At 56.5% G+C, this 23,811-nt stretch carries 22 protein-coding genes, 2 tRNA genes and 1 pseudogene; 13 read left to right on the top strand and 12 right to left on the bottom strand.

Annotation, left to right across the window (positions count from 1 at the left end; genetic code table 11):
• Positions 1–7: 7 nt before the first annotated feature.
• From glpX to AC2FLE_RS02030, 4 genes are all read left to right on the top strand, one after another.
• On the top strand, positions 8–991 hold the full coding sequence (gene glpX / locus AC2FLE_RS02045; RefSeq protein WP_271946243.1) for a class II fructose-bisphosphatase: 984 nt from the start codon (positions 8–10) through the stop codon (positions 989–991).
• Positions 992–1,082: 91 nt separating this feature from the next.
• Positions 1,083–2,825 carry a single-stranded-DNA-specific exonuclease RecJ gene (recJ, locus tag AC2FLE_RS02040; protein ID WP_496694957.1) on the top strand — a complete coding sequence of 581 codons (1,743 nt, stop codon included), beginning with the start codon at positions 1,083–1,085 and terminating at the stop codon, positions 2,823–2,825.
• Positions 2,826–2,923: 98 nt separating this feature from the next.
• Positions 2,924–2,998, top strand: a tRNA-Glu gene (locus AC2FLE_RS02035).
• 71 nt (positions 2,999–3,069) lie between these two features.
• A tRNA-Glu gene (locus AC2FLE_RS02030) sits at positions 3,070–3,144 on the top strand.
• A gap of 5 nt (positions 3,145–3,149) precedes the next feature.
• Here the strand turns inward: AC2FLE_RS02030 and AC2FLE_RS02025 are convergent.
• The 7 genes from AC2FLE_RS02025 to AC2FLE_RS01995 are packed head-to-tail and all read right to left on the bottom strand — an operon-like array spanning position 3,150 to position 10,536.
• On the bottom strand, positions 3,150–4,991 hold the full coding sequence (locus AC2FLE_RS02025) for a V-type ATP synthase subunit A (protein WP_496694956.1): 1,842 nt from the start codon (positions 4,989–4,991) through the stop codon (positions 3,150–3,152).
• On the bottom strand, positions 4,988–5,680 hold the full coding sequence (locus tag AC2FLE_RS02020; protein WP_496694954.1) for a hypothetical protein: 693 nt from the start codon (positions 5,678–5,680) through the stop codon (positions 4,988–4,990). The genes AC2FLE_RS02025 and AC2FLE_RS02020 overlap by 4 nt, the downstream gene beginning before the upstream one ends.
• 1 nt (position 5,681) lies before the next feature.
• The gene (locus AC2FLE_RS02015; protein ID WP_496694952.1) at positions 5,682–6,359 is read right to left on the bottom strand and encodes a hypothetical protein; all 678 of its coding nucleotides are present in this window, start codon (positions 6,357–6,359) and stop codon (positions 5,682–5,684) included.
• Complete coding sequence (locus AC2FLE_RS02010; protein ID WP_281972343.1) at positions 6,359–6,802, bottom strand: ATP synthase subunit C; 444 nt, start codon at positions 6,800–6,802, stop codon at positions 6,359–6,361. Before AC2FLE_RS02010 ends, AC2FLE_RS02015 begins: the two co-directional genes overlap by 1 nt.
• Positions 6,799–8,595, bottom strand: coding sequence for a V-type ATP synthase subunit I (locus AC2FLE_RS02005; protein ID WP_496694951.1), 1,797 nt, complete (start codon positions 8,593–8,595; stop codon positions 6,799–6,801). Before AC2FLE_RS02005 ends, AC2FLE_RS02010 begins: the two co-directional genes overlap by 4 nt.
• Positions 8,592–9,197 (bottom strand): V-type ATP synthase subunit D, encoded by a 606-nt coding sequence (locus tag AC2FLE_RS02000; protein WP_496694949.1) that lies wholly within the window; start codon positions 9,195–9,197, stop codon positions 8,592–8,594. The genes AC2FLE_RS02005 and AC2FLE_RS02000 overlap by 4 nt, the downstream gene beginning before the upstream one ends.
• Positions 9,175–10,536 (bottom strand): V-type ATP synthase subunit B, encoded by a 1,362-nt coding sequence (locus tag AC2FLE_RS01995; protein ID WP_496694947.1) that lies wholly within the window; start codon positions 10,534–10,536, stop codon positions 9,175–9,177. The genes AC2FLE_RS02000 and AC2FLE_RS01995 overlap by 23 nt, the downstream gene beginning before the upstream one ends.
• Positions 10,537–10,854: 318 nt before the next feature.
• Between AC2FLE_RS01995 and AC2FLE_RS01990 the strand changes: the two genes are divergently transcribed.
• The 8 genes from AC2FLE_RS01990 to AC2FLE_RS01955 all read left to right on the top strand — a co-directional run bounded on the left by AC2FLE_RS01990 (position 10,855) and on the right by AC2FLE_RS01955 (position 18,396).
• Positions 10,855–12,594, top strand: coding sequence for an ABC transporter substrate-binding protein (locus AC2FLE_RS01990; RefSeq protein WP_271946219.1), 1,740 nt, complete (start codon positions 10,855–10,857; stop codon positions 12,592–12,594).
• A 62-nt stretch (positions 12,595–12,656) separates the two neighbouring features.
• Positions 12,657–13,706, top strand: coding sequence for an ABC transporter ATP-binding protein (locus tag AC2FLE_RS01985; protein ID WP_142634705.1), 1,050 nt, complete (start codon positions 12,657–12,659; stop codon positions 13,704–13,706).
• 1 nt (position 13,707) lies between these two features.
• A complete protein-coding gene (locus AC2FLE_RS01980) occupies positions 13,708–14,784 on the top strand; it encodes an ABC transporter ATP-binding protein (RefSeq protein WP_496694946.1) in 1,077 nt (358 codons plus the stop codon).
• Positions 14,781–15,644 carry a carbohydrate ABC transporter permease gene (locus AC2FLE_RS01975; protein ID WP_142634709.1) on the top strand — a complete coding sequence of 288 codons (864 nt, stop codon included), beginning with the start codon at positions 14,781–14,783 and terminating at the stop codon, positions 15,642–15,644. Before AC2FLE_RS01980 ends, AC2FLE_RS01975 begins: the two co-directional genes overlap by 4 nt.
• Positions 15,641–16,438 carry a carbohydrate ABC transporter permease gene (locus AC2FLE_RS01970; RefSeq protein ID WP_142634711.1) on the top strand — a complete coding sequence of 266 codons (798 nt, stop codon included), beginning with the start codon at positions 15,641–15,643 and terminating at the stop codon, positions 16,436–16,438. The genes AC2FLE_RS01975 and AC2FLE_RS01970 overlap by 4 nt, the downstream gene beginning before the upstream one ends.
• Before the next feature lie 8 nt (positions 16,439–16,446).
• Positions 16,447–16,851 carry a DUF2160 domain-containing protein gene (locus AC2FLE_RS01965; protein WP_281972348.1) on the top strand — a complete coding sequence of 135 codons (405 nt, stop codon included), beginning with the start codon at positions 16,447–16,449 and terminating at the stop codon, positions 16,849–16,851.
• 65 nt (positions 16,852–16,916) lie between these two features.
• Positions 16,917–17,312 carry a BlaI/MecI/CopY family transcriptional regulator gene (locus AC2FLE_RS01960; protein WP_142634715.1) on the top strand — a complete coding sequence of 132 codons (396 nt, stop codon included), beginning with the start codon at positions 16,917–16,919 and terminating at the stop codon, positions 17,310–17,312.
• The gene (locus AC2FLE_RS01955) at positions 17,299–18,396 is read left to right on the top strand and encodes a M56 family metallopeptidase (protein ID WP_496694943.1); all 1,098 of its coding nucleotides are present in this window, start codon (positions 17,299–17,301) and stop codon (positions 18,394–18,396) included. Before AC2FLE_RS01960 ends, AC2FLE_RS01955 begins: the two co-directional genes overlap by 14 nt.
• Positions 18,397–18,613: 217 nt before the next feature.
• Here the strand turns inward: AC2FLE_RS01955 and AC2FLE_RS01950 are convergent.
• The 5 genes and pseudogenes from AC2FLE_RS01950 to AC2FLE_RS01930 all read right to left on the bottom strand — a co-directional run bounded on the left by AC2FLE_RS01950 (position 18,614) and on the right by AC2FLE_RS01930 (position 22,905).
• Positions 18,614–19,158 (bottom strand): annotated as a pseudogene (locus AC2FLE_RS01950) (DDE-type integrase/transposase/recombinase).
• 105 nt (positions 19,159–19,263) lie between these two features.
• Positions 19,264–20,265 (bottom strand): hypothetical protein, encoded by a 1,002-nt coding sequence (locus AC2FLE_RS01945; RefSeq protein WP_496694941.1) that lies wholly within the window; start codon positions 20,263–20,265, stop codon positions 19,264–19,266.
• Positions 20,266–20,335: 70 nt separating this feature from the next.
• Complete coding sequence (locus tag AC2FLE_RS01940; RefSeq protein ID WP_496694939.1) at positions 20,336–20,647, bottom strand: MocE family 2Fe-2S type ferredoxin; 312 nt, start codon at positions 20,645–20,647, stop codon at positions 20,336–20,338.
• On the bottom strand, positions 20,647–21,822 hold the full coding sequence (locus AC2FLE_RS01935) for a fatty acid desaturase family protein (protein ID WP_496694938.1): 1,176 nt from the start codon (positions 21,820–21,822) through the stop codon (positions 20,647–20,649). Before AC2FLE_RS01935 ends, AC2FLE_RS01940 begins: the two co-directional genes overlap by 1 nt.
• Before the next feature lie 54 nt (positions 21,823–21,876).
• Complete coding sequence (locus tag AC2FLE_RS01930; RefSeq protein WP_496694936.1) at positions 21,877–22,905, bottom strand: LacI family DNA-binding transcriptional regulator; 1,029 nt, start codon at positions 22,903–22,905, stop codon at positions 21,877–21,879.
• Positions 22,906–23,082: 177 nt separating this feature from the next.
• On the opposite strand from AC2FLE_RS01930, the gene AC2FLE_RS01925 reads away from it, so the two are divergent.
• Positions 23,083–23,811, top strand: a complete 729-nt coding sequence (locus tag AC2FLE_RS01925; RefSeq protein WP_496694934.1) for an SDR family NAD(P)-dependent oxidoreductase — start codon at positions 23,083–23,085, stop codon at positions 23,809–23,811.

The raw sequence follows: 23,811 nt of genomic DNA, 5'->3' as shown, positions 1-23,811 counted from the left end.
AGTGAAAATGAGTGCTGCCAAGATTGATTTCAATGACCGCCTGTTGTCTCTGGGCCTGGCGCGGGTTGCGGAACAGGCTGCGCTTGCTTCGGCTTCGCTGGTTGGACGAGGTGATGAAAAGGCCGCTGACCAGGCCGCTGTGAATGCCATGCGCGAACAGCTGAACCTTCTGGATATCGCCGGTGTCGTTGTCATCGGTGAAGGCGAGCGCGACGAGGCACCGATGCTGTATATTGGTGAGGAGGTCGGGTCCGGCAATGGTCCCGGCGTCGACATCGCGTTGGACCCGCTGGAAGGCACCACGCTGACCGCCAAGGACATGCCCAACGCGTTAACTGTGATAGCAATGGGCCCGCGCGGATCAATGCTGCATGCACCGGACGTTTATATGGACAAACTGGCCGTTGGCCCGGGTTTCCCTGAAGGCGTTGTCAGCCTGGACATGAGCCCGCGCGAACGTGTGGAAGCACTGGCCAAGGCCAAGGATTGCGAGCCTGCCGACATTACCGTCTGCATTCTGGAACGCCCTCGGCATGAGGCTATGATTGCCGAAGTTCGCGAAACCGGTGCATCTATCCGCCTGATCACCGATGGTGATGTTGCTGGCGTCATGCACTGCGCCGAAAGCGAAGTCACCGGGATCGACATGTATATGGGCCAAGGCGGCGCCCCCGAAGGTGTTCTGGCCGCTGCAGCGCTGAAATGCATGGGCGGGCAGATCTTTGGCCGCCTGCTGTTCCGCAATGATGACGAACGCGGCCGCGCCGCCAAAGCGGGCATCACCGATCTGGACCGCATCTATTCGCGCGATGAGATGGTAACCGCCGATGTGATCTTTGCCGCAACCGGCGTCACCGGCGGCTCTTTGCTGCCGCGTATCAAGCGCGAGCCGGGCTGGGTTGAAACCACCACCCTGTTGATGCGGTCGAAAACCGGGTCGGTTCGGCGTATGTCGTACCGCACGCCGACGTGGTCGCATAGCGACGGCTAAGTTCTTGCGCCTGACCATCGTGCAGGGCTATCCATAGAAATGATAAGGCCGGGTCCGCGAGGGTCCGGCCTTGGCACATCAGGGGCAGGACATGAGCTTTCTTGGGGTTGAACATTCACTGTCAGCACGTCGCTGGGTCGGCCCCTCGGCGGATGTAGAGCGCGCGACCGAGATGCTGGTACAACAAGCCGGCCTGCCGAGGGCCGTCTGTCAGGTTCTGGCCCGGCGCGGTGTTCCGGCAATGGAAGCTCCGGGATTTCTAGAACCCAAACTGAAAGAGCTGTTGCCCGATCCGCGCGCGATGAAAGACATGGAAACCGCTGCAACCCGTTTTCTGACTGCGGTCCGTCTAAAGCAGCGCATTGCGATCTTTGCCGATTATGACGTGGATGGCGGCAGCTCGGCTGCTCTGCTACTCACGTGGTTGCGTCAGATGGGCCTGCAGGCGACGCTCTATGTGCCTGACCGGATTGATGAGGGCTATGGCCCCAATGTCCCGGCGATGCAGGAACTGGCCGCCGCGCATAATCTGATTATCTGCGTCGATTGCGGAACCCTCAGCCATGAACCCATCGCCGCCGCAAAGGGGGCCGATGTCATCGTCCTGGACCACCACCTTGGTGGTGAAACTTTGCCCGATTGCGTGGCCGTGGTGAACCCGAACAGACAGGACGAAAGCGGCGATCTTGGCTATTTCTGCGCCGCCGCTGTCGTGTTCCTGATGCTGGTCGAGGCCGGACGGCAACTGCGCGAAGCGGGTGCAAAAGGGCCTGACCTGATTGCCATGCTGGATCTTGTTGCGCTGGCCACAGTGGCGGATGTGGCCCCGTTGATCGGTGCAAACCGTGCGCTCGTGCGTCAGGGGCTGAAGGTCATGGCGCAACGACAAAGACCGGGGTTGGTGGCGCTGTCGGATGTGGCGCGGATGGATTCCGCGCCCAACAGCTATCATCTGGGGTTCATGCTGGGCCCGCGCGTCAATGCGGGTGGTCGGATCGGTCAGGCCGATCTGGGTGCCCGGCTGCTCAGCACCGATTCAACCCATGAAGCAGAGGCTCTGTCCCAACGGCTGGACGAGTTGAACACCGAGCGGCGCGATATTGAAAATGCGGTTCGGGCAGCCGCCATGGAACAGGCCGAAGAACGGGGCCTTGATGCGCCCTTGGTCTGGGCGGCCGGGGAAGGCTGGCATCCGGGCGTTGTCGGCATCGTCGCGTCGCGCCTGAAAGAAACCGCCAACCGCCCGGCCATCGTCATCGGTCTGGACGGGGATGAGGGCAAAGGATCGGGCCGATCAGTGACCGGCGTCGATCTGGGCGCTTCGATTCAGCGGCTGGCTGCGGAAGGTCTGCTGGTCAAGGGCGGCGGCCACAAGATGGCGGCTGGCCTGACGGTCATGCGTGATCAGCTGGAACCGGCGATGGAACGGCTCAGCGAATTGCTGGCAAAACAAGGGGCAGGTCAAACCGGCCCTGCAGACCTGAAACTGGAAGGCACACTTATGCCCGGCGCGGCCACTGTCGATCTGATTGAACAGATTGAAAAAGCAGGGCCTTTCGGCGCCAGTGCTCCGGCTCCGCGGTATGCCTTTCCGGACTTACAGGTGCGCTTTGCCAAGCGGGTCGGCGACTCCCATCTGAAGCTGTCGCTATCGGACGGGGTGGGTGCCGGGTTGGATGCCATTGCGTTTGGCGCCTTTGACGGACCAATGGGGGAACGGCTGACCAATCACGGCGGCGCGCGCTTTCATTTCGCCGGACGACTTGAGGTAAACACATGGGGTGGACGGCAAACCGTACAACTCAGATTGGAAGATGCCGCCGAGGCGATCTAAGGCCGCATTCGCCACCGCCAAAAAACTTTCACAACCCTGCGTTTTTCGGCTTGCGGGGGTCAGAGTGAAACCGTAAAAGGCCCCCCACAAGCTAGCGTGGCCCGTTCGTCTATCGGTTAGGACGCCAGGTTTTCAACCTGGAAAGAGGGGTTCGATTCCCCTACGGGCTACCAGCTTGAATTTTCGCCTATTTTCCAGCGGGTTGGCCATAGCTAGCCGTGGAATTCCCAAGGCTAGCCAATGTGGCCCGTTCGTCTATCGGTTAGGACGCCAGGTTTTCAACCTGGAAAGAGGGGTTCGATTCCCCTACGGGCTACCATTTCTTCACACACCGAACTTTTCCTGACACAGGGCCTGCACCTGTCCCCAGACAGATTTGAATTCCGGCGTGTTTTCGGCGGCATAGTGGAAGTTCTTCATCAACCCTGTAAGCTGAGTGAAGACCTGGCGCACCTCGGCCTTGTCGGCGAACTGCGCGGTGGATTGAGTGACGCCATAGACCAGTTTGAACGTCATCTTCTGACGCTCTAGCGGCACCGACGCATCCACCGGGTCAAAGGCATCCTGCTGCAGATAGACCATGTCGACAAACAGCGCCTTTTGCTGAGTCACAAAATCCTCGATCGTGACCCCTTCCTCGCCGGTCACCTGCATCATCTGGTCAACCTGTTCACCCCTTTCGATCAATGCCAGCAATTCGCGCACTTTGCCCGTCCATCCGGCTTCGGCGTTGGTGTCGTACCAGTCCGAGAGCTGTTCCAGATAACGCGACCAGCTGAGCATCGGATCGACCGCAGGATAGAACCGCTTATAGGCGCGTTCGGACGACAGGCCGAGGAAACACTTCACCGTGGACAGCGTCGATTGCGTGACCGGTTCATCAAAGTTCCCACCTGCCGGTGACACGGTCCCGATCAGGGTCAGGCTGCCGGTGTCCCCATCATTGGTCTTCATCGCTCCGGCCCGCTCGTACAGCCCTTTGATTGAGCTTTCCAGATAGGCGGGAAAGCCTTCCTCGCCGGGGATTTCTTCCAGTTTGCCGGATGTCTCGCGCATCGCTTGTGCCCAGCGGCTGGTACTGTCCGCAATCAGCAGCACGTCGTACCCCATCTGACGGTAATATTCGCCCAGGGTGATCCCGGTGAATATAGACGCCTCGCGCGCGGCTACGGGCATCGAGGAGGTGTTGCAGATGATGATCGTCCGGTCCATCAGACTGCCGCCAGTGGTCGGGTCGGTCATCTTCGGGAATTCCGCAATCGTCTCGACAACCTCACCCGCGCGTTCACCACAGGCCACCACGATCACGATGTCCACCTTGGCGTTGCGTGCAATCAGGTTCTGCAACACCGTCTTGCCTGCGCCGAACGGACCGGGAATACAGGCCGTCCCACCGCGGGCAATCGGAAAGAACGTGTCGATCAGGCGCTGAGAGGTCAGGACAGGTTCGGTCGGATAGAGCCGCTCGGACAAGGTGCGTTTCAGAACGTTTTCCGGCAAAGCCCGCCGTACCGGCCATTTCTGCGACAGGGTCAGCGTGTGCTCACCCCCCTGTGCATCTTCAAGCCGCGCCACGATATCATGGATCATGGCCGCACCTTTCTGAACCCAAATGACTTTGTAATCCCCAACCCAGTTAAAGGGCAGCATGATCTTATGGGTAAAATGCCCCTCGGGCACCGCCCCGATGCTGTCGCCTGCAGTGACCGTGTCGCCCACCTTGACCGATGGGGTAAACGACCACTTTGCCTGAGTGTCCAGCGGCGCCACGTCCGCCCCACGCGGCAGAAAGGTTCCGAATTCTGCCGCCACTTTGGCCAAAGGCGACTGCAAGCCGTCAAACACCTGCCCCAACAACCCGGGACCAAGTTCGACCGAGAGCAGCTGCCCGGATTGTTCGACCGGGTCGCCCACGGCGACGCCGTCAGTGCTTTCGTATACCTGCACATCGGCAGTGTCGCCCCGCACCCGTAACACTTCGGCTTTCAGACGTTCCTGACGTCCACCGGGGCCGGGCCGCGTGGGCAGAATGAAAACGACCTCATTCTTGACCAGCTGTCCGGGATGGCCCGTGGCATCAGGGTTCGCCTGAATTTGTACCAGCCCTTCCTGTACCGAGACGACGCGGGCAGTAGAGGTCTGCGTGGCGGAGGTTGGGGCTGTCATGCGCTTACTCCCTCAAAATCCAAGTCGATCGCACTTGCCATGGCGTGTTGCGCCAGTTTCTCAAAGCGCGTTGCCGCGTCACGCGCATTGCTTTGCGCCCAGCGATCAAAAATATTCCAGATCAGAACATAAATCGCCACGGCTTCGAAATCGAATAGATGGCGCGCGGCGTAGCGTTTCAGTTGCTTATGGCTGACCGACAAAAGCAACCGTTCAAGCCCCAGGGGATCATCGACATCCAGCAAGTGTTTGGCTTCTTTGATCCAGGGCATTGGGGTTTCGAGCCGAAAGGCAGGGTCGCCCCAGTTGGCCGGAATGTGTCGGCTCCAGCGTCCAACGCCATAGACGCCACTGGGTGCAGCACCCCCCTGTTTGCGCAGGCGCAGCGCGGCAACCGCCGTCCTCAAATCCATCCGTTCCATGAACAGCTTGCGCAAGGTCGGTTGTGGAATGTGCCGGAGCGCTTCTTTGCATCGCTCAATGGTCTGTGCATCCGTGACGTTCATATCATAGTTGTTCCAGTTCAGAGCGTGTTCCATTACCTCCAGAACCCGCGCATCCGCTGGTGTCAGCGCCCGCAAGCGCCGGTCCAGCCTGAGCCGCGACAGCGGAGGTTGTTTGGCGATGAACAACCGTTCCGAGCCCGGCAAGCTGCTGATCAGCGCGATATAGGCGTCAGGGTCCGACATGTTACCGGATCACACCTTCCAAAACGGCACGAAAGCGCGGCTGCAAATGTTCCATTAACAACGAGGCGACGGCCTTATCGGTCAGATCCAGAACAACCCCCTGTTCATCAGCCCGGATGCGGATGCCATTCTGGGTGTCATCCGCGCTGTGCAGCTCAACCTGTTCCTTCAGCATTTCAGCCGTCAGTCCCAGAACGTAACGCGTCAGCTTTCCCGACTGAATATCATCGGCGTTCTGTTTGATGTCATCCTGAGTGGCGACCCTGGGGGGCAGTATGACCTGCGCGGGCCCTTCCAGTCTGGCGTCTGACGCGGCGCGACCGACGACCTCAAGGATCATTTGTTTCAGCAGTTCAGGATCAGTCATTTCTTTGGTGACCAGCCGTTCAACATCCTTGCGGAATCGATCTGTCAGACCGGCCTTCATTGTAAGCACCGCATCACGCATCGCTGTGTTCAGCGCCTCTTCTCCGGCTGTGCGATAATTATCCGCTTCGGCACGGGCCTTTTTCCGATACTCATCAACGTCGCGCTTGGCATCGGCAAGGATTTTGGCCGCCTCGGCTTTGGCTTCAGCGCGCAGATTGTCTGCATCGGCCTGACCGGCAGCCACACCATCGCTGCGCAGCTTGTCGATCAGCGCATCCACCCCATGCGAAATCATCCCGTCCTGTGCCATCAGCTAATCCCCGCGCTGATGACCAATGCAAAGACAAAGGCAAATACGCCAAAGCCCTCGATGATTGCAGCAGGCGCAAGTGCCAGGCCAAAAATCTCGGGCTTTTCCTTGGTTGCGTTGATCGCTGCAGCACAGGCCCTTCCCTGCCAGATGCCGCAATACATCAGGGCGATGCCCGACAGGATACCGATCCCGAACAGCCCGCCTGCATTTTCAGGCGTCACATCGCGGTTCAGCGTGAACATGATGACGATGCCGTAGATCACCATCGTCGATGGAAAGGCCGACACGCCGATAAACCGGCCATACCCGCCTTCGGTTTCCGTCATCGCTCCGATACTGGCCTGTCCAGCAATGGAACAGCCAATCGCGCTTGCTGCGGCGCCCAGCGCCATGGGGGCATAGATTCCCAACCAGCCCAATGTAAGTACAAGCTCATTCATTCCTGAACCTCCTTGCGGGCGAACGGGCGAAAGACGATGCCTTCATCCGGCAGGCCCCATTTAAAGAATTCGATGTAATTGAGACGTAATCCGTGAACGACGCCGCTCATCATGGCGAGCGCGAAATTGAGGATATGCCCGGCGATCAGGATCAACACTCCGAACAGAAGGCCCAGCCCTTTCAGGGACTGCATCACCGAGACCGCCAGATCGTTGAACGTGATCGCCAGCGAAGCCGAGGCCAGCCCCAGCGCAAACAGGCGCATGTAGCTAAGCACATCGCCAAAGGCCCCCATCGCCCCGGCCAGCCCCTGCACCCCTTCTATAAGGCGCCAAAGCCAGTCTGACGGTTTGGCAATCTCGCGCTCGCTGGTGAACAGAAGGATCGCCAAAGCGCCTGCGATCATAATCGCAGCACCCGGTGCTGTGGGTCCCCCTTTCATATAGCTCAGCCACAGTATGAACCCGCCGATCAACACCGCGATCCAGCCAAGATTGGCAACGGAACTGCGCCGCCCCCAAGACGCGCGTGCTGCAAGCGCATTCGCCAATATCAGGTGCAGAACACCGACCACGATTGAAATCATCATCATCGAGTCGAAATTGTTCAGGTCCAACAGCTTGAGTTTCCCCCAGATCGTGCCCGAGGCCGGGGAAGCGCCAAAATAGCTTCCAACCAAAATCCCGTACAGGACCGTCGCGCCCGAGATGATCAAACCATAAAGCCGCCACGATCTTTTCGCCGGTGTATTGTCGAGACGTTTCCAGAAGGCCAACAGCCCCAGCAGGATAACCAGGCCATAGCCAGCATCCGCAACGATCATCGCAAAGAAGATCGCGAACGAGACGGACACGATTATGCTGGGGTCCCATTCTCGGTACCCAGGAACCTGATAGAACAGGGCAAGGTCCACCGCTGCACTGCGATTTTCCGGCTGCTCAAGCAGCGTCGGAGGCATCTCGTTCGGGCCCGGGTCTTCGATCAAAACAGCGGCGTTCTGCGAATTGGCCATGTCCAGGACAGCCTCGACCTGATCGCTGGGCACCCAACCCTGCAGGGCAAACACTTCGCCTTCGTCGCGGACCTTTTGCGTGGCATGGGCCAGTTCGGCTGCGCTTTCGGCGGCGGCAAGATTACGCCGCATCAACGCCAGAAAACGGGTCTGCCCGATACGCTCGGCTTCCAGCGCCTCAATGGCGATTTCGGCCTCTTCCAGCTGAGCTTCAAGCTCGTGAATGGGCAACGAACCCGTATGGGTGCGCGGCACTGGAAGTATGTCGTCTTCGGGATCTTCCGGGGCGATCAGAACGGCGTAGAGAAACCGGTGATCCTCTTGCAGGATGGCCCAGGGCAACTGAAGCTCCGCCAGTGCCTCGCGGTGCTTTAGCGGCAGTTGATAGAACCAAAGCCGGTTGCCTGCCAACACATCACTCGGCGGAAAATCCAGATCTCCCCACGGGCGCACCTGAGCGATCCGGTGGGATAGAAAATCCCGGTGGTCGGTCATATCCCTTATGCGCTGCATCAAGTCCAGGACTTCACCGACGAACTGGTCCATATCAAAACCAGAATCGCGCCGAACCAGACGGCGCGTTTCCGACGATTCTTTCAAAAACCGCAATGCTTTATACGCATCTCGGGCACCACGCTCATTGATCCGCTCTGGCTCTGCCGGCGGCGGTGCCAAAGGCAAAACATGCATGCATCCCAATGTCTGCAGCGCGCCCAGAGTGTCCCCCTTGTTCGCGGCACGGCCGACCAAAGACAGTTTTTTCAGCCTTGCAACACTCATGCCGCAACCTCCTTCGCATGTTTGCGTTTGGAGATTTTCGAGCGCACAACGGATTGCATCTGTTCATCGCTCAGATAGATGCGGATTTTCTTGATGTTGGCCCTGGCGCGCGGGATCAACACCTTCTCGAACAGATTGACGCGCTGGGTGATCGTGGCGACTGATTTGTCAAAAATCCTGACCCTTTCTTCGGCCACTTTCACGCGCAATCGGGCATCGATCATGTCATGCAACAAACGCGCCACTGCATCCACCCAATGTGGCTTGGCCAAAAGGGAATACGGACGTACCGCGACCTCGATTCGGTCCAGATCGGGCATGGTAACGCCAACCACGTTGACCTTCTTCAGCCGGTAATCCTTTAGTTCGACCAACCCTTCCAGGTCGACACCTTGTTGCGCCAGCATGGGCAGCTTTTCCCCGACCTGCTGTGCCAAGCGCGTCACCTCCTCCTGCAGGTGCTGCACATTTTTACGTGCCTTGGCCCGTTCAGCCATCAGTTGCTGACGCTTCAGGTCCAGAGACGGCAAGAACCGCTCATAGCTTTTCAGCTGCGTCTGCTCGCGTGCAAGCGACGATTTATTCAGCTGCAACCGCGCCATGTGCATCCTTTGGGAAGTATTTGTCGATCAGATCCTGCTTCATCAGCAACTGCTCGGGGGCAAAGCATTCAGCAAGTGTCTTCCATCCCAGATCTAGCGCATCCTCCAGCGGGATCGAGACGTTGATGTCCATAAAGCGTTTGCGGAACAAAGCGCCGAATTTCAGCAACTGGTTGTCATAATCCGATAGGTCAAACGCCATGGCCTGTTTCTGCGCGGCATCTCGGCTTTCGGAATAGAACCGGATCATCGTGTTCATGATCTGGCCGTGGTCTTCGCGCGTGGTCTTGCCGATTACATTCTGCTTGAGGCGCGACAAACTGCCGAACGGGTCGATCACCCCGGAATGCAGGTAAAACTGGCCTTCAGTGATATATCCGGTGTTGTCCGGCACCGGATGCGTCACGTCATTCCCGGGCATGGTTGTGACAGTCAGCACAGTAACCGATCCACCCTTGGCATAGTCGCAAGCTTTCTCATACCGTCGTGCCAGTTGCGAGTAGAGATCGCCCATATATCCACGCTGCGATGGGACGCGCTCCTGACTGATCCCAACCTCTTTCATCGCATCGGCATAGGCGGTCATATCCGTCAGCAGGACCAGAACACGCTTGCCCTCTTCCACAGCGAATTTCTCGGCAACGGCCAGCGCCATATCCGGCACGAGCAGGCGTTCGACCAACGGGTCCATGGCCTGATTGACGAACATCACGGTCCGCGAGAACACGCCCGCATCCTCGAACGAGGTTCTGAACGTGTGGAAGTCGTCAAAAATCAGCCCTAGCCCGCCAAACACAACAATATCCGCATCCGCCTGAATGCCGATGCGGCTGAGAAACGCGTTGAACGGCTCGCCGGATACCGAAAATATTGGGATCTTCTGGCTTTCGACCAGCGTATTGAACACGTCGATCATCGGCACATCCGTGCGAATCATCTTGTCGGGAACCGACCGCTCAACCGGGTTCACCGTTGGTCCCCCAATGTCGATGCGCGGTTCGGCAGACAAATCCGGGCCGCCGTCAATCGCCTCGCCTGCGCCGTCGAACACCCGGCCCAGAATATTGGCCGAATACGGGGTTTGCATCGGATGACCAAGGAACGTTGCTGTCGCCTCGGTCGAAATCCCCTTGGTACCCGAGAACACTTGCAAGGTTATCACATCGCGGTCGATGAAGATGACTTGCGCCAGCGTTCTGTGCCCATCGACAGTTTCGATCACGGCCAGATCGTTGAAACGCACCGTCGCGTCAGCGGACCCGTCACTCGGAACTTTTATCTTTAGCGTATCCCCCACGATCTCGAGAACGCGGGTAAATTTCAGAAGACTTCGGGACATTTCTGATCCTCATAGCCTGAAAACTTGATTGAACTCAAATCGTGCAGCAAACGGTCACAAAGGTCTGCTTTTCAAATCGACCCACATCACAGCGTCTGCCGAAAAACCATGCGCGCGACCCTGCATTCAAGGGGTCTGCAAACTGAAATAATGGGCAAATGGTGCTTTAAAACATGACATAAATCAATTCATTTTCAGAAATTTATCCCGGCCATCACCTCAATTACTAAAAATTTAGTTTGACACGTAGGAGGCAAATCGCTGATGCTGATCGTCATCCGGTCTGCGCCGGATCACATTATTTTTGGGAGGAAACAGATGCGGAGACATCTACTTTCCGCAGTGGCGGCGGCTGCCGTCATTGCGGGGCACGGTCCCGTTTGGGCCGACGAAGCCGCAGCACAACGCTGGATCGACGACGAATTCCAGCCATCAACCCTGTCGAAAGACGAACAGATGGCCGAGATGCAATGGTTCATCGAAGCTGCACAGCCTTACAATGGCATGGAAATCAACGTCCTGTCCGAAGGCATCCCTACGCACTCTTACGAATCTGAGGTTCTGACCAAGGCGTTCGAAGAAATTACCGGCATCAAGGTCAATCACCAGATTCTGGGTGAAGGCGAAGTAGTTCAAGCCGTTCAAACCCAGCTGCAAACAGGTCGGAACCTGTATGACGGCTACGTGAACGACAGTGACCTGATCGGCACCCACTCGCGTCTGCAGTTGGCGTATCCGCTGACCGACATGATGGGTGGCGACTGGGCGGGCACGACCTCTCCGACGCTGGATCTGGATGACTTCATGGGCATTCAGTTCACCACCGGTCCGGATGGCAAGCTGTATCAGCTGCCTGATCAGCAGTTTGCGAACCTCTACTGGTTCCGCAAGGACTGGTTCGACGATGAGGCAAACAAAGCCGCGTTCAAAGAGAAGTACGGCTATGATCTGGGCGTTCCGGTCAACTGGTCCGCTTACGAAGACATCGCCGATTTCTTTACCAACGATGTGAAAGAAGTCGACGGTACCGCGATCTATGGCCACATGGATTACGGCAAGCGCGCACCTGACCTGGGTTGGCGTATGACCGACGCGTGGCTGTCGATGGCTGGTGCTGGCGACAAGGGTGAGCCGAACGGCATCCCCGTTGACGAATGGGGCATCCGCATGGAAGCGGGCACCTGTAACCCTGTTGGCGCATCTGTGTCGCGCGGTGGTGCTGCAAACGGTCCGGCTGCGGTCTATGCGATCCGCAAATGGGACGAATGGCTGCGCAACTATGCGCCTCCAGGTGCCGCGTCTTATGACTTCTACCAGTCGCTGCCGGCGCTTAGCCAAGGCAACGTGGCCCAGCAAATCTTCTGGTACACCGCCTTTACTGCCGACATGGTGAAGCCGAAGTCCGAAGGCAACAACACCGTCGACGACGAAGGCACACCGCTTTGGCGGATGGCGCCGAGCCCGCATGGCCCCTATTGGGAAGATGGTCAGAAGGTTGGGTATCAGGACGTGGGATCCTGGACCTTCCTGAAGTCGACCCCTGCGGATCGTGCTCAGGCGGCTTGGCTCTATGCCCAGTTCGTGACGTCCAAGACGGTCGACGTGAAGAAGTCCCATGTGGGTCTGACCTTCATTCGCGACAGCTCGGTCAACCACGAGTCGTTCACCGAACGCGCGCCCAAGCTGGGTGGTTTGGTCGAGTTCTATCGCTCACCTGACCGCGTGGCATGGTCGCCGACCGGCATCAACGTGCCGGATTATCCGAAGCTGGCCCAGATCTGGTGGCAGCAGATTGGTGACGTGAACTCGGGTGCCTTCACTCCGCAAGAAGCGATGGATCGTCTGGCCGAAGAGATGGACATCACAATGGGCCGGATGCAGGCCGCGGATGAAAGCGCCGGTGTCTACGGCGGTTGTGGTCCGCGCTTGAACGAGCCGCAGGATGCGTCCTTCTGGCTGGAAAAGCCGGGTTCGCCAAAAGCCAAGCTGGAAAACGAAAAGCCGCAAGGCCAGACTGTCAACTATGACGAACTGGTTCAGCGCTGGCAGTCCCAGTAAGCGTAAACTCGTAGGCCGGGCTCAGACCCGGCCTACCCCCAAATACCCCCAGAGAACACCAGATGATCGAACTTCAAGACGCGACCAAACGGGTCGGCAACGTCATCCATATCAAACCCACGAATCTGACGCTGCAAACAGGCCATTTCAATGTGTTACTGGGTGCCACCGGTTCCGGGAAAACATCACTGATCAAGATGATGGCCGGATTGGATCCGATCGCCGCAGGCAAAGTCCTGATGGACGGTCAGGACGTGACTCGGCTGAATACGCAGAAGCGTAAGATCAGTCTGGTGCACCAGTTTTTCGTCAATTACCCCCATATGAGCGTTTTCGACAACATTGCCTCGCCCCTGCGCGTAGCAGGCATGGCGAAAAGCGAAATCGAAGGCCGCGTGGAAGAGGCCGCTGATCTGCTGCAGCTGCGCCCGATGCTGCAGCGCCGCCCGCACGAGCTGTCGGGTGGGCAACAACAACGCACCGCTTTGGCCCGCGCGATTGCCAAGGAAAGCCGGGCCGTGTTCCTTGATGAACCCCTTGCCAATCTGGACTACAAACTGCGCGAAGAGCTACGCGAGCAACTTCCTGATCTTTTTGCCGGACGCGGGGCCGTTGTGGTCTATGCGACATCAGAACCGGAAGAAGCATTGCTGCTCGGTGGTCATACCGCTCTGATGGCAGACGGCCGGGTCACCCAATTTGGGCCAACCGCTGATATCTACCGCAATCCGGAAAACATCGCTGCCGCACGTGTGTTCTCGGATCCGCCCATCAATGTCGCGCATATCACCGTCTCGGGTGCGCAGGCGCAACTTGCAGGGGGCGGTGGATGGGCCGTCACCGGCATCGCAGACGGTGAATACACAGTTGCGGTACGCCCGCATCGCGTGACGCCATTCCGCACATCGGACGCAGATGTAGAACTGACCGGGCGTGTGATCGTGACCGAGCTATCCGGATCTGACTCCAGTGCGCATTTCCAACATGGGAACGACGCATGGGTTTCATTGGCGGCGGGCGTACATCCCTATCAGGTTGGCGAAGACCATAGTTTCTATATGAATCCGGCCCATTGCCGGTATTTCGGCCAAGACGGCAAAAGGGTGGCCTGACATGGCACAGATCAAGCTTTCAAACCTTCGACACAGCTATATGCCATCGCCGCAAGGCCCCGAGGATTATGCGCTGAAGGAAATCGACGTCACTTGGCGCGATGGTGGGGCCTATGCGCTGCTGGGGCCATCGGGCTGCGGCAAGTCTACGCTGCTGAACATCATCTCGGGCCTGCTGACACCTTCCGAGGGGCAGATCCTGTTTGATGACCGCGACGTGACCGCCCTGCCCCCTGATCAGCGCAACATTGCGCAGGTTTTTCAGTTTCCAGTGATCTACGACACGATGACCGTAGGCGAGAACCTAGCCTTTCCTCTGAAAAACCGGGGCGTTGACGCGGCAACCATCAAGCGGCGTGTTGATGAGATTGCCGAAATGCTGGATGTCGCGGATATGCTGGGCACCAAAGCCTCTGGCCTGAGCCCGGACAACAAGCAAAAAATCTCGATGGGGCGCGGACTGGTGCGCGATGACGTGAATGCGGTGATGTTTGATGAGCCGCTGACCGTGATCGACCCGCATCTGAAATGGAAACTGCGGTCCAAGTTGAAAGAGCTGCACCAGCGCGTAAAAGCCACAATGATCTACGTCACCCACGACCAGACCGAGGCGTTGACTTTTGCTGATGAAGTCGTGGTCATGCAGGATGGTGAAGTGGTTCAGATTGGTACGCCGGTTGAACTGTTCGAGCGGCCTCAGCATACATTCGTTGGTCACTTTATCGGCTCGCCCGGCATGAATGTCTTGCCCTGCGAGACCAAGGGCGATCGCGCTATTTTTGAAGGGCATGAGGTGGCCTTGGAAGGTCCGACCCATGGTGAAGGTGGTCGCACCGATCTGGGAATACGCCCGGAATATGTAGGCTTCGGCCAATCCGGCATACCGGCACATGTCACCAAAGTAGCCGATATCGGGCGCCATTACGTGGTCAGTGCCATGGTTGGGAACACGCCGATCAAGGCCGTCACCGAACACAATGCGCCCGAACAAGGCTCGATGGTCTTTCTGCAATTCAAACCCGAGCAGTCCCGCGTCTATCGCGACGGCTGGATCGCAACGCAGGAGCGGGCCCAATGAGAACAATAAACCAAAGAGCATGGTTCTTTGTCCTGCCGGTTCTGGCACTGGTCGCGTTCAACGCGCTGGTGCCAATGATGACGGTGGTCAACTACTCGGTGCAGGAGACCTTCGGCAATAACCAGTTCTTCTGGGAAGGGCTGGGATGGTTCGAACAAATCCTGCGCTCCGACCGTTTTCAGGCCGCTTTGGGGCGACAGTTCCTGTTTACCTTCATGATCCTGATCATCGAGGTGCCGCTGGGCATCATTGTTGCCCTGTCGATGCCGCGCAAAGGCTTTTGGGTGCCGGTCTGTCTGGTGCTGATGGCTCTGCCGATGCTCATCCCCTGGAACGTAGTCGGCTCGATGTGGAACATCTTTACCCTGCCAAAAATCGGCCTGCTGGGGTATTTTCTGAATGACGTGCTGGGCATCAATTATGACATGACACAGCAACCATTGTCGGCCTGGATCACTGTCATCATCATGGATGTCTGGCACTGGACTTCGCTGGTGGTTCTACTGTGCTATGCGGGTCTGGTTTCGATCCCGGACGCCTATTATCAGGCGGCCAAGATCGACGGTGCAAGCCCGTGGTCAGTGTTCCGGTATATCCAGTTACCCAAGATGAAGACGGTTCTGACAATCGCCATCCTGCTGCGGTTCATGGACAGTTTCAACATCTACACCGAACCCTTCGTTTTGACTGGCGGGGGTCCCGGAAACTCGACCACCTTACTGTCGATCGACCTTGTGAAGATCGCGCTGGGACAGTTCGACCTTGGCCCTGCGGCTGCGATGAGCTTGATCTATTTCGCCATCACACTGCTGGTCTCATGGGTCTTCTACACTCTGATGACAAAGGATGACGCCGAATGAAAAAGCGCTCCCTCATCCCGATTCTCTATATCGCGTTCCTGATGTTGCCGATCTATTGGCTGGTGGCGATGTCCTTCAAGACCACGAACGAGATCCTGTCGGGCTTTTCTCTGTTCCCGCAGACCTTTACGCTGGAAAACTACATCACGATCTTCACAGACCCGACGTGGTATTGGGGCTACATTAACTCGATCACCTATGTGACGTTGAACACGGTGCTTTCCGTCTGTGTCGCCCTGCCAGCGGCCTATGCGTTCTCACGCTATCGGTTCCTAGGGGACAAGCAGTTGTTCTTCTGGCTGCTGACCAACCGGATGGCACCGGCTGCGGTGTTCGCCTTGCCGTTCTTTCAGCTCTATTCGTCAATCCAGTTGTTTGACACCTATCTGGCGGTGGCGCTGGCGCATACGCTGTTCAACGTGCCGCTAGCGGTGTGGATTTTGGAAGGGTTCATGCGTGGCATCCCCAAGGAGTTGGACGAAACCGCTTATGTCGACGGGTATTCCTTCCCGCGCTTTTTCGTCACGATATTCCTGCCAAATATCAAAGCGGGTGTAGGCGTTGCGGCATTCTTCTGCTTCATGTTCTCATGGGTCGAAATGCTGTTGGCCAAGACCCTGACAGCGGTCGAGGCCAAACCCATCGCTGCCGTAATGACCCGAACCGCGTCCAGCGCCGGGTACGAATTGGGCCTGCTGGCCGCCGCCGGGACGCTGACCATCATCCCCGGCGCCATCGTCATCTGGTTTGTCCGCAACTACATCGCGCGTGGTTTCGCGATGGGGCGTGTATGAGGTTCGATATGCGTAAACTGCTTTTGATCCCCTTTCTGATCCCGGGTTCGGCCTTGGCGCAAGCACAGGCCGGGTGGGGAAGTGTGGGTCAGCCCGAAGAAAAAGAGTTTTCCTGGACTGCGCCCTTGTGGCCGGATTTCTGGATGGCGTGGACACCGGCGACCCTGGCCGTATTTGTCGGCATCTTTTCAGCCATCGCGCTGATCGGTCTGCTGGAAGGGTTCAAATTCCGCGACGGGATTGAACGGCGCGGCGTTCTGGGCTTGACCACCACATTGGGCGACCGGCTGTTCATCACATTGCTTGGGGCAGCCTATATTTTTCTGGCCTGGTTAGGGCTAGTCGGGCAACCGGTCTGGACACCGCTGTTCCTGTCCATCGGCTGGGGCGTTTTCGTGTTCTGGAAAGTTTAAGCTTTGCGAAACCATCAAAGGATGCTTGTCTGTCAGGCACAGGTAAAATGACGGCACTGGGATCAATGCGAAAGAAAAAGACGACAAACCTGCTGACCGAGGTCGAACTGGAGTTCATGAACGAACTCTGGGCTCTGGGTCAGGGCTCGGTGCGTGATGTACTGGACCGGCTGCCACCAGATCGGAACCTGGCCTATACGTCAGGGGCCACAATCCTTCGCATTCTTGACGAAAAAGGCTTTGTAGAAAGTCGCAAAAACGGCAAGACCCTAAGTTATACGCCGCTTCTGGAAAAGGATAGGTATCAGGCGCGTTCACTGCAGAACCTGTCACGAACCCTGTTCGATGACACACCAGCCACGCTGGTTGCACGGTTGGTAGATGACGCCGGTCTGAGCGAGGCAGATCTTGAGGATATTCGGGCACTGGTAGAGAGGAGACTGCAAAATGACAGCGGTTAAACCGGTTCTCGACGCATTTCTCGAACTGAATCTGGTTCTTGCCCTAGCGGCTATTGTATGGATCGCGGCAAGATACGTGGTTTCAATGACGCAGATGCGACACGGGTTTGTTGCACAGCTACGCGCATTGAAAATTCTGTGTCTTTGCGTCCTGCTCAGCCCCCTTTTGGCAATCGGGGCTGGTTTGGTCATGGCGCTGTATTCCGTTGAAAGCGGGGTCGCCATTGGGGATCTTGCGGTTGCCGCCTATCTGCGTGGCGATATCGCCATGCCCGCCACCCAGTTCGAGGCCCTGCTAAATACCCGGCAAAGGTGGATCGAACAGACCCTCTCAGGCGAAAACCCGATTATATCGGCAATCTTGGTGGTAATGGCGCTCTATTCTGCGGTCTGCATCCTGCGCATTATCCGTGACGGGTTGGCAATCCGAGGCATTGTTCGCTCCAGCTATCTGTGGCGAAGCTCGGAAAAGGTCGATATCCGCCTGTCCGACCGGGTCACAGTCCCCTTCGCCGTTCGCGGTTTGTGGCGCAGGCATGTGGTATTGCCCAGCCATCTGCTCAACACCCCCAGCGATATGCGGTTTGCCCTTGCACACGAGCTGCAACATGTCAGGGCTGCCGATGTAGAATGGGAACTGGGGTTCGAGCTTTTGCGGCCGTTCCTGTTCTGGAACCCGGCATATCTGATTCTCAAGTTTCAATTCGATCGGCTGCGCGAGCTGGCCTGTGATCAATCCGTCGTTTCGCGCCGTGGAATCAACGCGGTCGAATACACCTCCTGCCTGCTGAACTATTGCTCCAATACAGTAATGCGCGGCAGCCCGCGTGTATTGAATGTGGCTTTGGTTAAAGGGGGCAAGGCCAAACGCGTCTTGCGTCAACGTGTGATTGCCCTGGCAGATGCCCCTGCAATCCAACCCACAATGCCCCCTCTGTTCTTTGCCTTAAGCGCAGCTTTTGCTGTGACATTGGCGTTAGGCGCTGCGTCATTGCAGCCTGTAGACGACTGGAGCCATGACAGGTTGATGTTGTCGACCGTTGTGAACCTTGAACGGTTGGAAGCCCGCAATCAGGGCAACTGACCCTTATTCGTGGGAAATATTCTCGAAGGATCTGCAGCGCGACGCACATTCTTGCAGCGAAGCCAATCTGCGTTTGCAGAAGAAAGAAATCGCAGGTTGCTTGGTGAAACAGGCTGAGTGGCGGTGCTGTCAGGCAAATTCGAACCAGTCTCAGTCTACCTCAGAAAGCTAAAAATTAGGCGAAACTAAATTGGCTCCACGCCGAAAGGGCGGCAGTTCAACTGAGTTTGAACTTGTCGCGTGAGTAAAGCTGCCGTTCATGATTGAAGTGACTATGGACGGAAGAGTCGTCTGCGGCAAAATTTTGCAAACATCACATTTGCCGGAGGCAGAGCATCGCACGTTCTTTTCGCCGACGGAAGATGTGAATACTCAGCAAGATTGTTCTTCCAACGGCCAGTTTCTTGCCTTGAGGCATTACCTATGACTTTCATCGCCGCGTCGTAAGAGTGCAATTTGTCAGTGACGACGAAACCTGACTGGCCGCATCGTTTCATCGCTTTCTTCAAGTGTAAAAGGGCCGCAACACGATCCCGGCGCTTCGTGACATAGATTTCCAGCACCTCGCCTTCATGGTCGGATACCCGCCACAGGTGATATTGCTTGCCGTTGATCTTCAATAATAACCTTATTTAGATGCCGCTACCAGTTCGCGAAACATCGCATCCGATTTATGCGTTTTCGGCTAACTTCTGCGGCACAGATAGGGCCAAACCTATTCAACCAGAATCGAACGTACACGATCACTGCTAGACGAATGATCTCAGGGTTGGTTTTGAAGCAGCAAAAAAGTGAGCGGTTTTGTCATCAAGCGAAGCTACGAAACTACCCTGCCTGTCTCAAGCCAATTTCCCCTGCACCACCCGTTCAAATGTTCAGGGCTTGCGGATCGAATGGCACAAGAATCTCCTGATTTTCTGTACCTCGGATCAAAAGTTGGTTTCCCAGAGTTTCAACTGCAATCACCCTGGCTCCACTACGCCAACGAAGCGCCCCGATGACATGTGTAACCTCAACTTGGCGATCGGGGTTTAGATGAATGACGCCGTGATCGTTCGGGAAACTATTTTCGACATTTCCCAGGATGGGCGAAGCGGCCCCCTCCTCAACCCCAAGGCAGGCGAAGTGGCGGCTAGACCAAGGAGCATAATATCGACCACCGTTCGAATGCCACAACATCGTCATCGGCAAAGCCTGAGCCGATTTAAGCGACAGGAACATGTCGCCCTCCACGGGGCGAGTTACCGCGGTCCAACCCAATTTCTCATCAGGCGAATCCAATCCAACAACAAAGTCTTCACTCTGTGGAGTCCATGGGTAGTTTGACAGATTCACTTCGCGGTCTTTCCCGGGGAAAGACGCCAACGTTTGGCTTTCAGCCGGATATCTAAGCGCTGAATAGCCTAATGCCGGATCAACTTCCTGTTCAACCTTAGGCGTTCTCCAACACTGCTTTCGAGAGGTATGAATGATCCCGCCATTGGGCAAGGATACATTTGCGTGATTTGCAACCGGCATCGTGCCGTCGCCACCAATGAAAGTGTGACGCTGGTAGACGAATGGATGCTCAGGATGCAGTGTAATCTCTTTTTGCAGCCTAGCTCCATAGACCGTTCTGTCGAGCTCAGCGCGCAAATAGCTGTCGGTCTTTTCTTCAAGTCTCCAACGAGAGTTAGCTGGCCACCCATGCAGCGGCGATGTCCCCTCAGTTGACCCGAATGGGGCGCAGAAGAAATCACCGCCGAGTTTTTCCAAATGAGGTGCTATACCTTCGGGCATAACTTCGTCTGTGCCAACCCAAGGTGCGCGATGCAGCGGTGAAATCTCAGCGTTACCGTCGTACACACTGAAACTCTCGATCAACCCCAACTGCAAATCGAATGAAAGCCGGATGCCTGTTGCGGACAGCTCGATCACAAACCACTCCTAGCCCAAAAAGTCATTCCACCAATACCATGACGCGACCATTTCCTACTCTGGTTTCGTAGGTGCGAAGATCTTCGCATACGGGTGCCCTCAAAGCTTTGCCCGTGCGATAGTCGAATAGCCCATTATGCTTGGGGCACTCTATCTCGTTGTCCATCACCAGACCGTCCGATAAGTGCACTTGTTCGTGTGTACAGAGGCCGTCGGTGCAATAGAACTCATTGTCCAAACTGCGAACAATCACGTAGGTTCTACCGTCGTGGTCCCAACGAATGAGATCTTCTTCCTCAACATCGTCTACGGCGCATGCGTCAACCCAAGGCATTACGTTCCTCCTCGATCACCGATTTCTAACCCCGTGTTTCTCTCCGGAACTGCCAAGTGAAAATGTTCCCGATATGGGCGGGCCGTCGGCGGGAGAGACTTTCGTATGGCGTAACTCGGGTCAACACGCTGCTTCATGACGGAACCCATCATTTCTTTGTAGCCGTCCCAAATCGAAGTATTCGGCGGCGGCAGATCATCCTTGATCAGATCATGAAGCGCTGGAAGAGAGTAATACGGAACCATCGGGAACATGTGATGCTCAATATGGTAATTCATGTTCCAGTAAACCCAACGGCTTATCGGGTTCATATAAAGTGTACGTGAATTTAAACGGTGATCAAGAACGTTCTCCGCAAGCCCTCCATGCTGAAGCAACCCCGTCATTACAAAATGCCAACACCCATAGACCCGAGGACCTCCGATCAAGAGTATGGGGATCAGGGATTTCCATGCGGCCCCGGAGACAAGCAAAACAAATGAAATCAACAAAACAGCGGCGTAGATCGCAATGTGAATCCGCGCCCAAAGGACCGCTTTGGGCCATTGGCTTTCCGGAATGTAATCCTGCTCTTCTTGCGACAAGTTCCCCATGGCATTTCGCATTAGAGTTTTGAGTGAAGTCCAGGTCTCAAAAATCCCTACAAATGCAAGCGCCTTCAGGATCAGGCTGATCGGGTGCATCCACGCTATTTCCGGATCGCGGCCAACAATGAGTGTATCGGTGTGATGCCGCGCGTGGCTCCATCGCCAATTGACCGGGTTTCGCATGATCTGGAAGGACGCGATGTGGTACACGACGTCATTCATCCATCGGGTTCGAAAGGCTGTTCCGTGTCCGCATTCGTGCCAACGGCTGTCGCAGGCCGAACCATACACGACACCGTAAACAAACCAGAAAGGCACGCAAAGCCAGCTACCCCAGAAGTATAGCCCGCCAGCCGCAAATACAAAGTGCAAAGCGATCCAGATCACTGTGTCACGAATGGCCGGCGCATCCCTGCGCTTCATAAGCGATTTCAGCTTCTTACGAGGAACATCGCTGTGGTACCACTCTGCGGCCGAAAGACCGTTTTCTATCGCTTGACGCGTATTCACACCAGTCAGGGAATAATCCCGAACAGTGAGTTCAGAGCCAATGGGTGTGGTCGACTTACTCATTTCCCCTGTCTCCATCGCTCACAGCGCGTCTTCGTTGACTATAGCAAAGGCGCCAAAATTTTGACTTCGCTAATTGGGCGGCGCGGAGCTCGCCCGCGTTACAAGCTCTACGGGAAGCGCTGATTTCATTGGAAGCGCTTTGCCAGAGTTCGCCAACTGGCCCAGCAAAACCTCTGCCGCACGGCGTCCCAGTTGGTGTCTGTCCTGTCGGATTGTTGTCAGAGCCGGAACATAAGATCCTGACATTTCGATATCGTCGAAACCAACAACCGAAATGTCACCGGGCACCTTCAAACCACCCGCGACCAGCCCAGAAATCAACCCAAAGGCAACCATATCCGCGGCGCAGAACACCGCCGTTGGGCGCTCATCCATCGCAAGTATTCGTCTGGCGGCCTCATGTCCGGATTCCAGCGAAAAGTCGCCCCTGATAATCCACTCGGGCCGCGCTGGAAGCCCCAAGCGTGTCCGTTCTTCGACCACGCCCTTACGCCGAGCGGTCGTCAGAACATTCCCGTCGGGACCGGTAACATGCGCGATTTTTTTGTGGCCCAAATCATGCAGATGCCTGATCGCCAATCGCGCACCTTCGGCGTTGTCGCTGGAAATCACCGGAAAGGCCTCGCCTTCCACCCATTCACACAAAAATACTATGCGGTCGCCCGCGCCGTATGTGACGCATTGCTGAAGTGCGGTCGAAGGAATGCCACCATCCAAAGAGATTGCGCCATCTATCCGGCCGTCTCGAAAGTACCCGGCAAGAGTTTCTTCCTGCAGCGGATTACTTTCGGTATCGGCAATCAGAACTGCATAGTCCGAGCCCGCAAACCCCTCACTGATACCGGCAAGTATGCCCGAATAGAAAGGTTTGCCGAGGTTGGGAACAAGGATCAGTACGGCCCCCGCCCTTTTCATCCGCAGGTTTCGGGCTGCCTGATTAACGCGATATCCCGTCTCGCGAATAGCTTCCAAAACAGCAACACGTGTTGATTTTGACACCAGATCGGGATTGGACAGAACACGACTGACAGTGGCTGTCGACACCTGCGAAACACGTGCGACGTCCTGTATTGTGGCGGGTTTGGGTATCTTGCTCATTGCTTGGCAGTCGATTTCTGGCTTGACTCGAATCTCATGTGATGCCGATTATGTAATCGATTACACAATTTGGAAAGTAGGTTTTTGCCATAATGTAATCGATTGCAGTAACGATTTCGCCAAACGAGGGAAACTGATGGCATCCGAATTCAAACGCAACAAAAGCCAGGTTCTTTGATGGTTTCGAAGGTCACATTCGACTTTGCCGGGGCAAAGGTCCTGGTGATCGGTGCCAGCCGAGCCGGCATTGGTGCCGCTATTGCAAAAGAATTCCAGGACTCGGGTGCCACAGTGGAGATTACCGGTGTGGAACCGCAATGCGTCGAAGAGGACGCCGCCCGGTTTGACTACATTCAACTGGATGTAACCGACACCGACGAAGTCTACAATTTCGCAAGCACACGCGACCATATTGACGTCTTGGTAAACTGTGCGGCGGTGACTCGACGCGGTGAAGAAATGGCACCTGAGTTCTTTTCCCACGTGCTGGACGTGAATCTGACCGGGTCTTTTCGCTGCGCCGAAGCGCTGCACCCTGCCCTTTCGGTCGCGAAAGGGCGCGTCATAAATGTGGCCTCCATGTATGCGCGCTTTGGTTCACCGCTCAACCCAGCCTATGGCGCGTCAAAAGCCGGCGTGGAACAACTAACAAAATCACTGGCGATTGCGTGGGCCAAAGACGGTATTCGGGTGAACGCGATCGCGCCCGGGTTCATCGTGACCGAGCAATCGGCGAAAGCCCGAAAAGACGCCAGTTTCTCAACCGCTGTAGAAGCGCGCACACCCTTGGCACGCTGGGGTCACCCAGAAGATATCGCTGGAACAGCCTTGTTTCTCGCATCCGATGCGGCAGCCTTTGTGACCGGTGCCTGCGTGATCGTGGACGGAGGGTATTCGGTTGTTTGA

This window comes from Ruegeria sp. CDSA077 (genome assembly GCF_059612265.1).
Note: the sequence above shows the minus strand (reverse complement) of the source record. Positions and strands in the feature narration are given on the sequence as shown.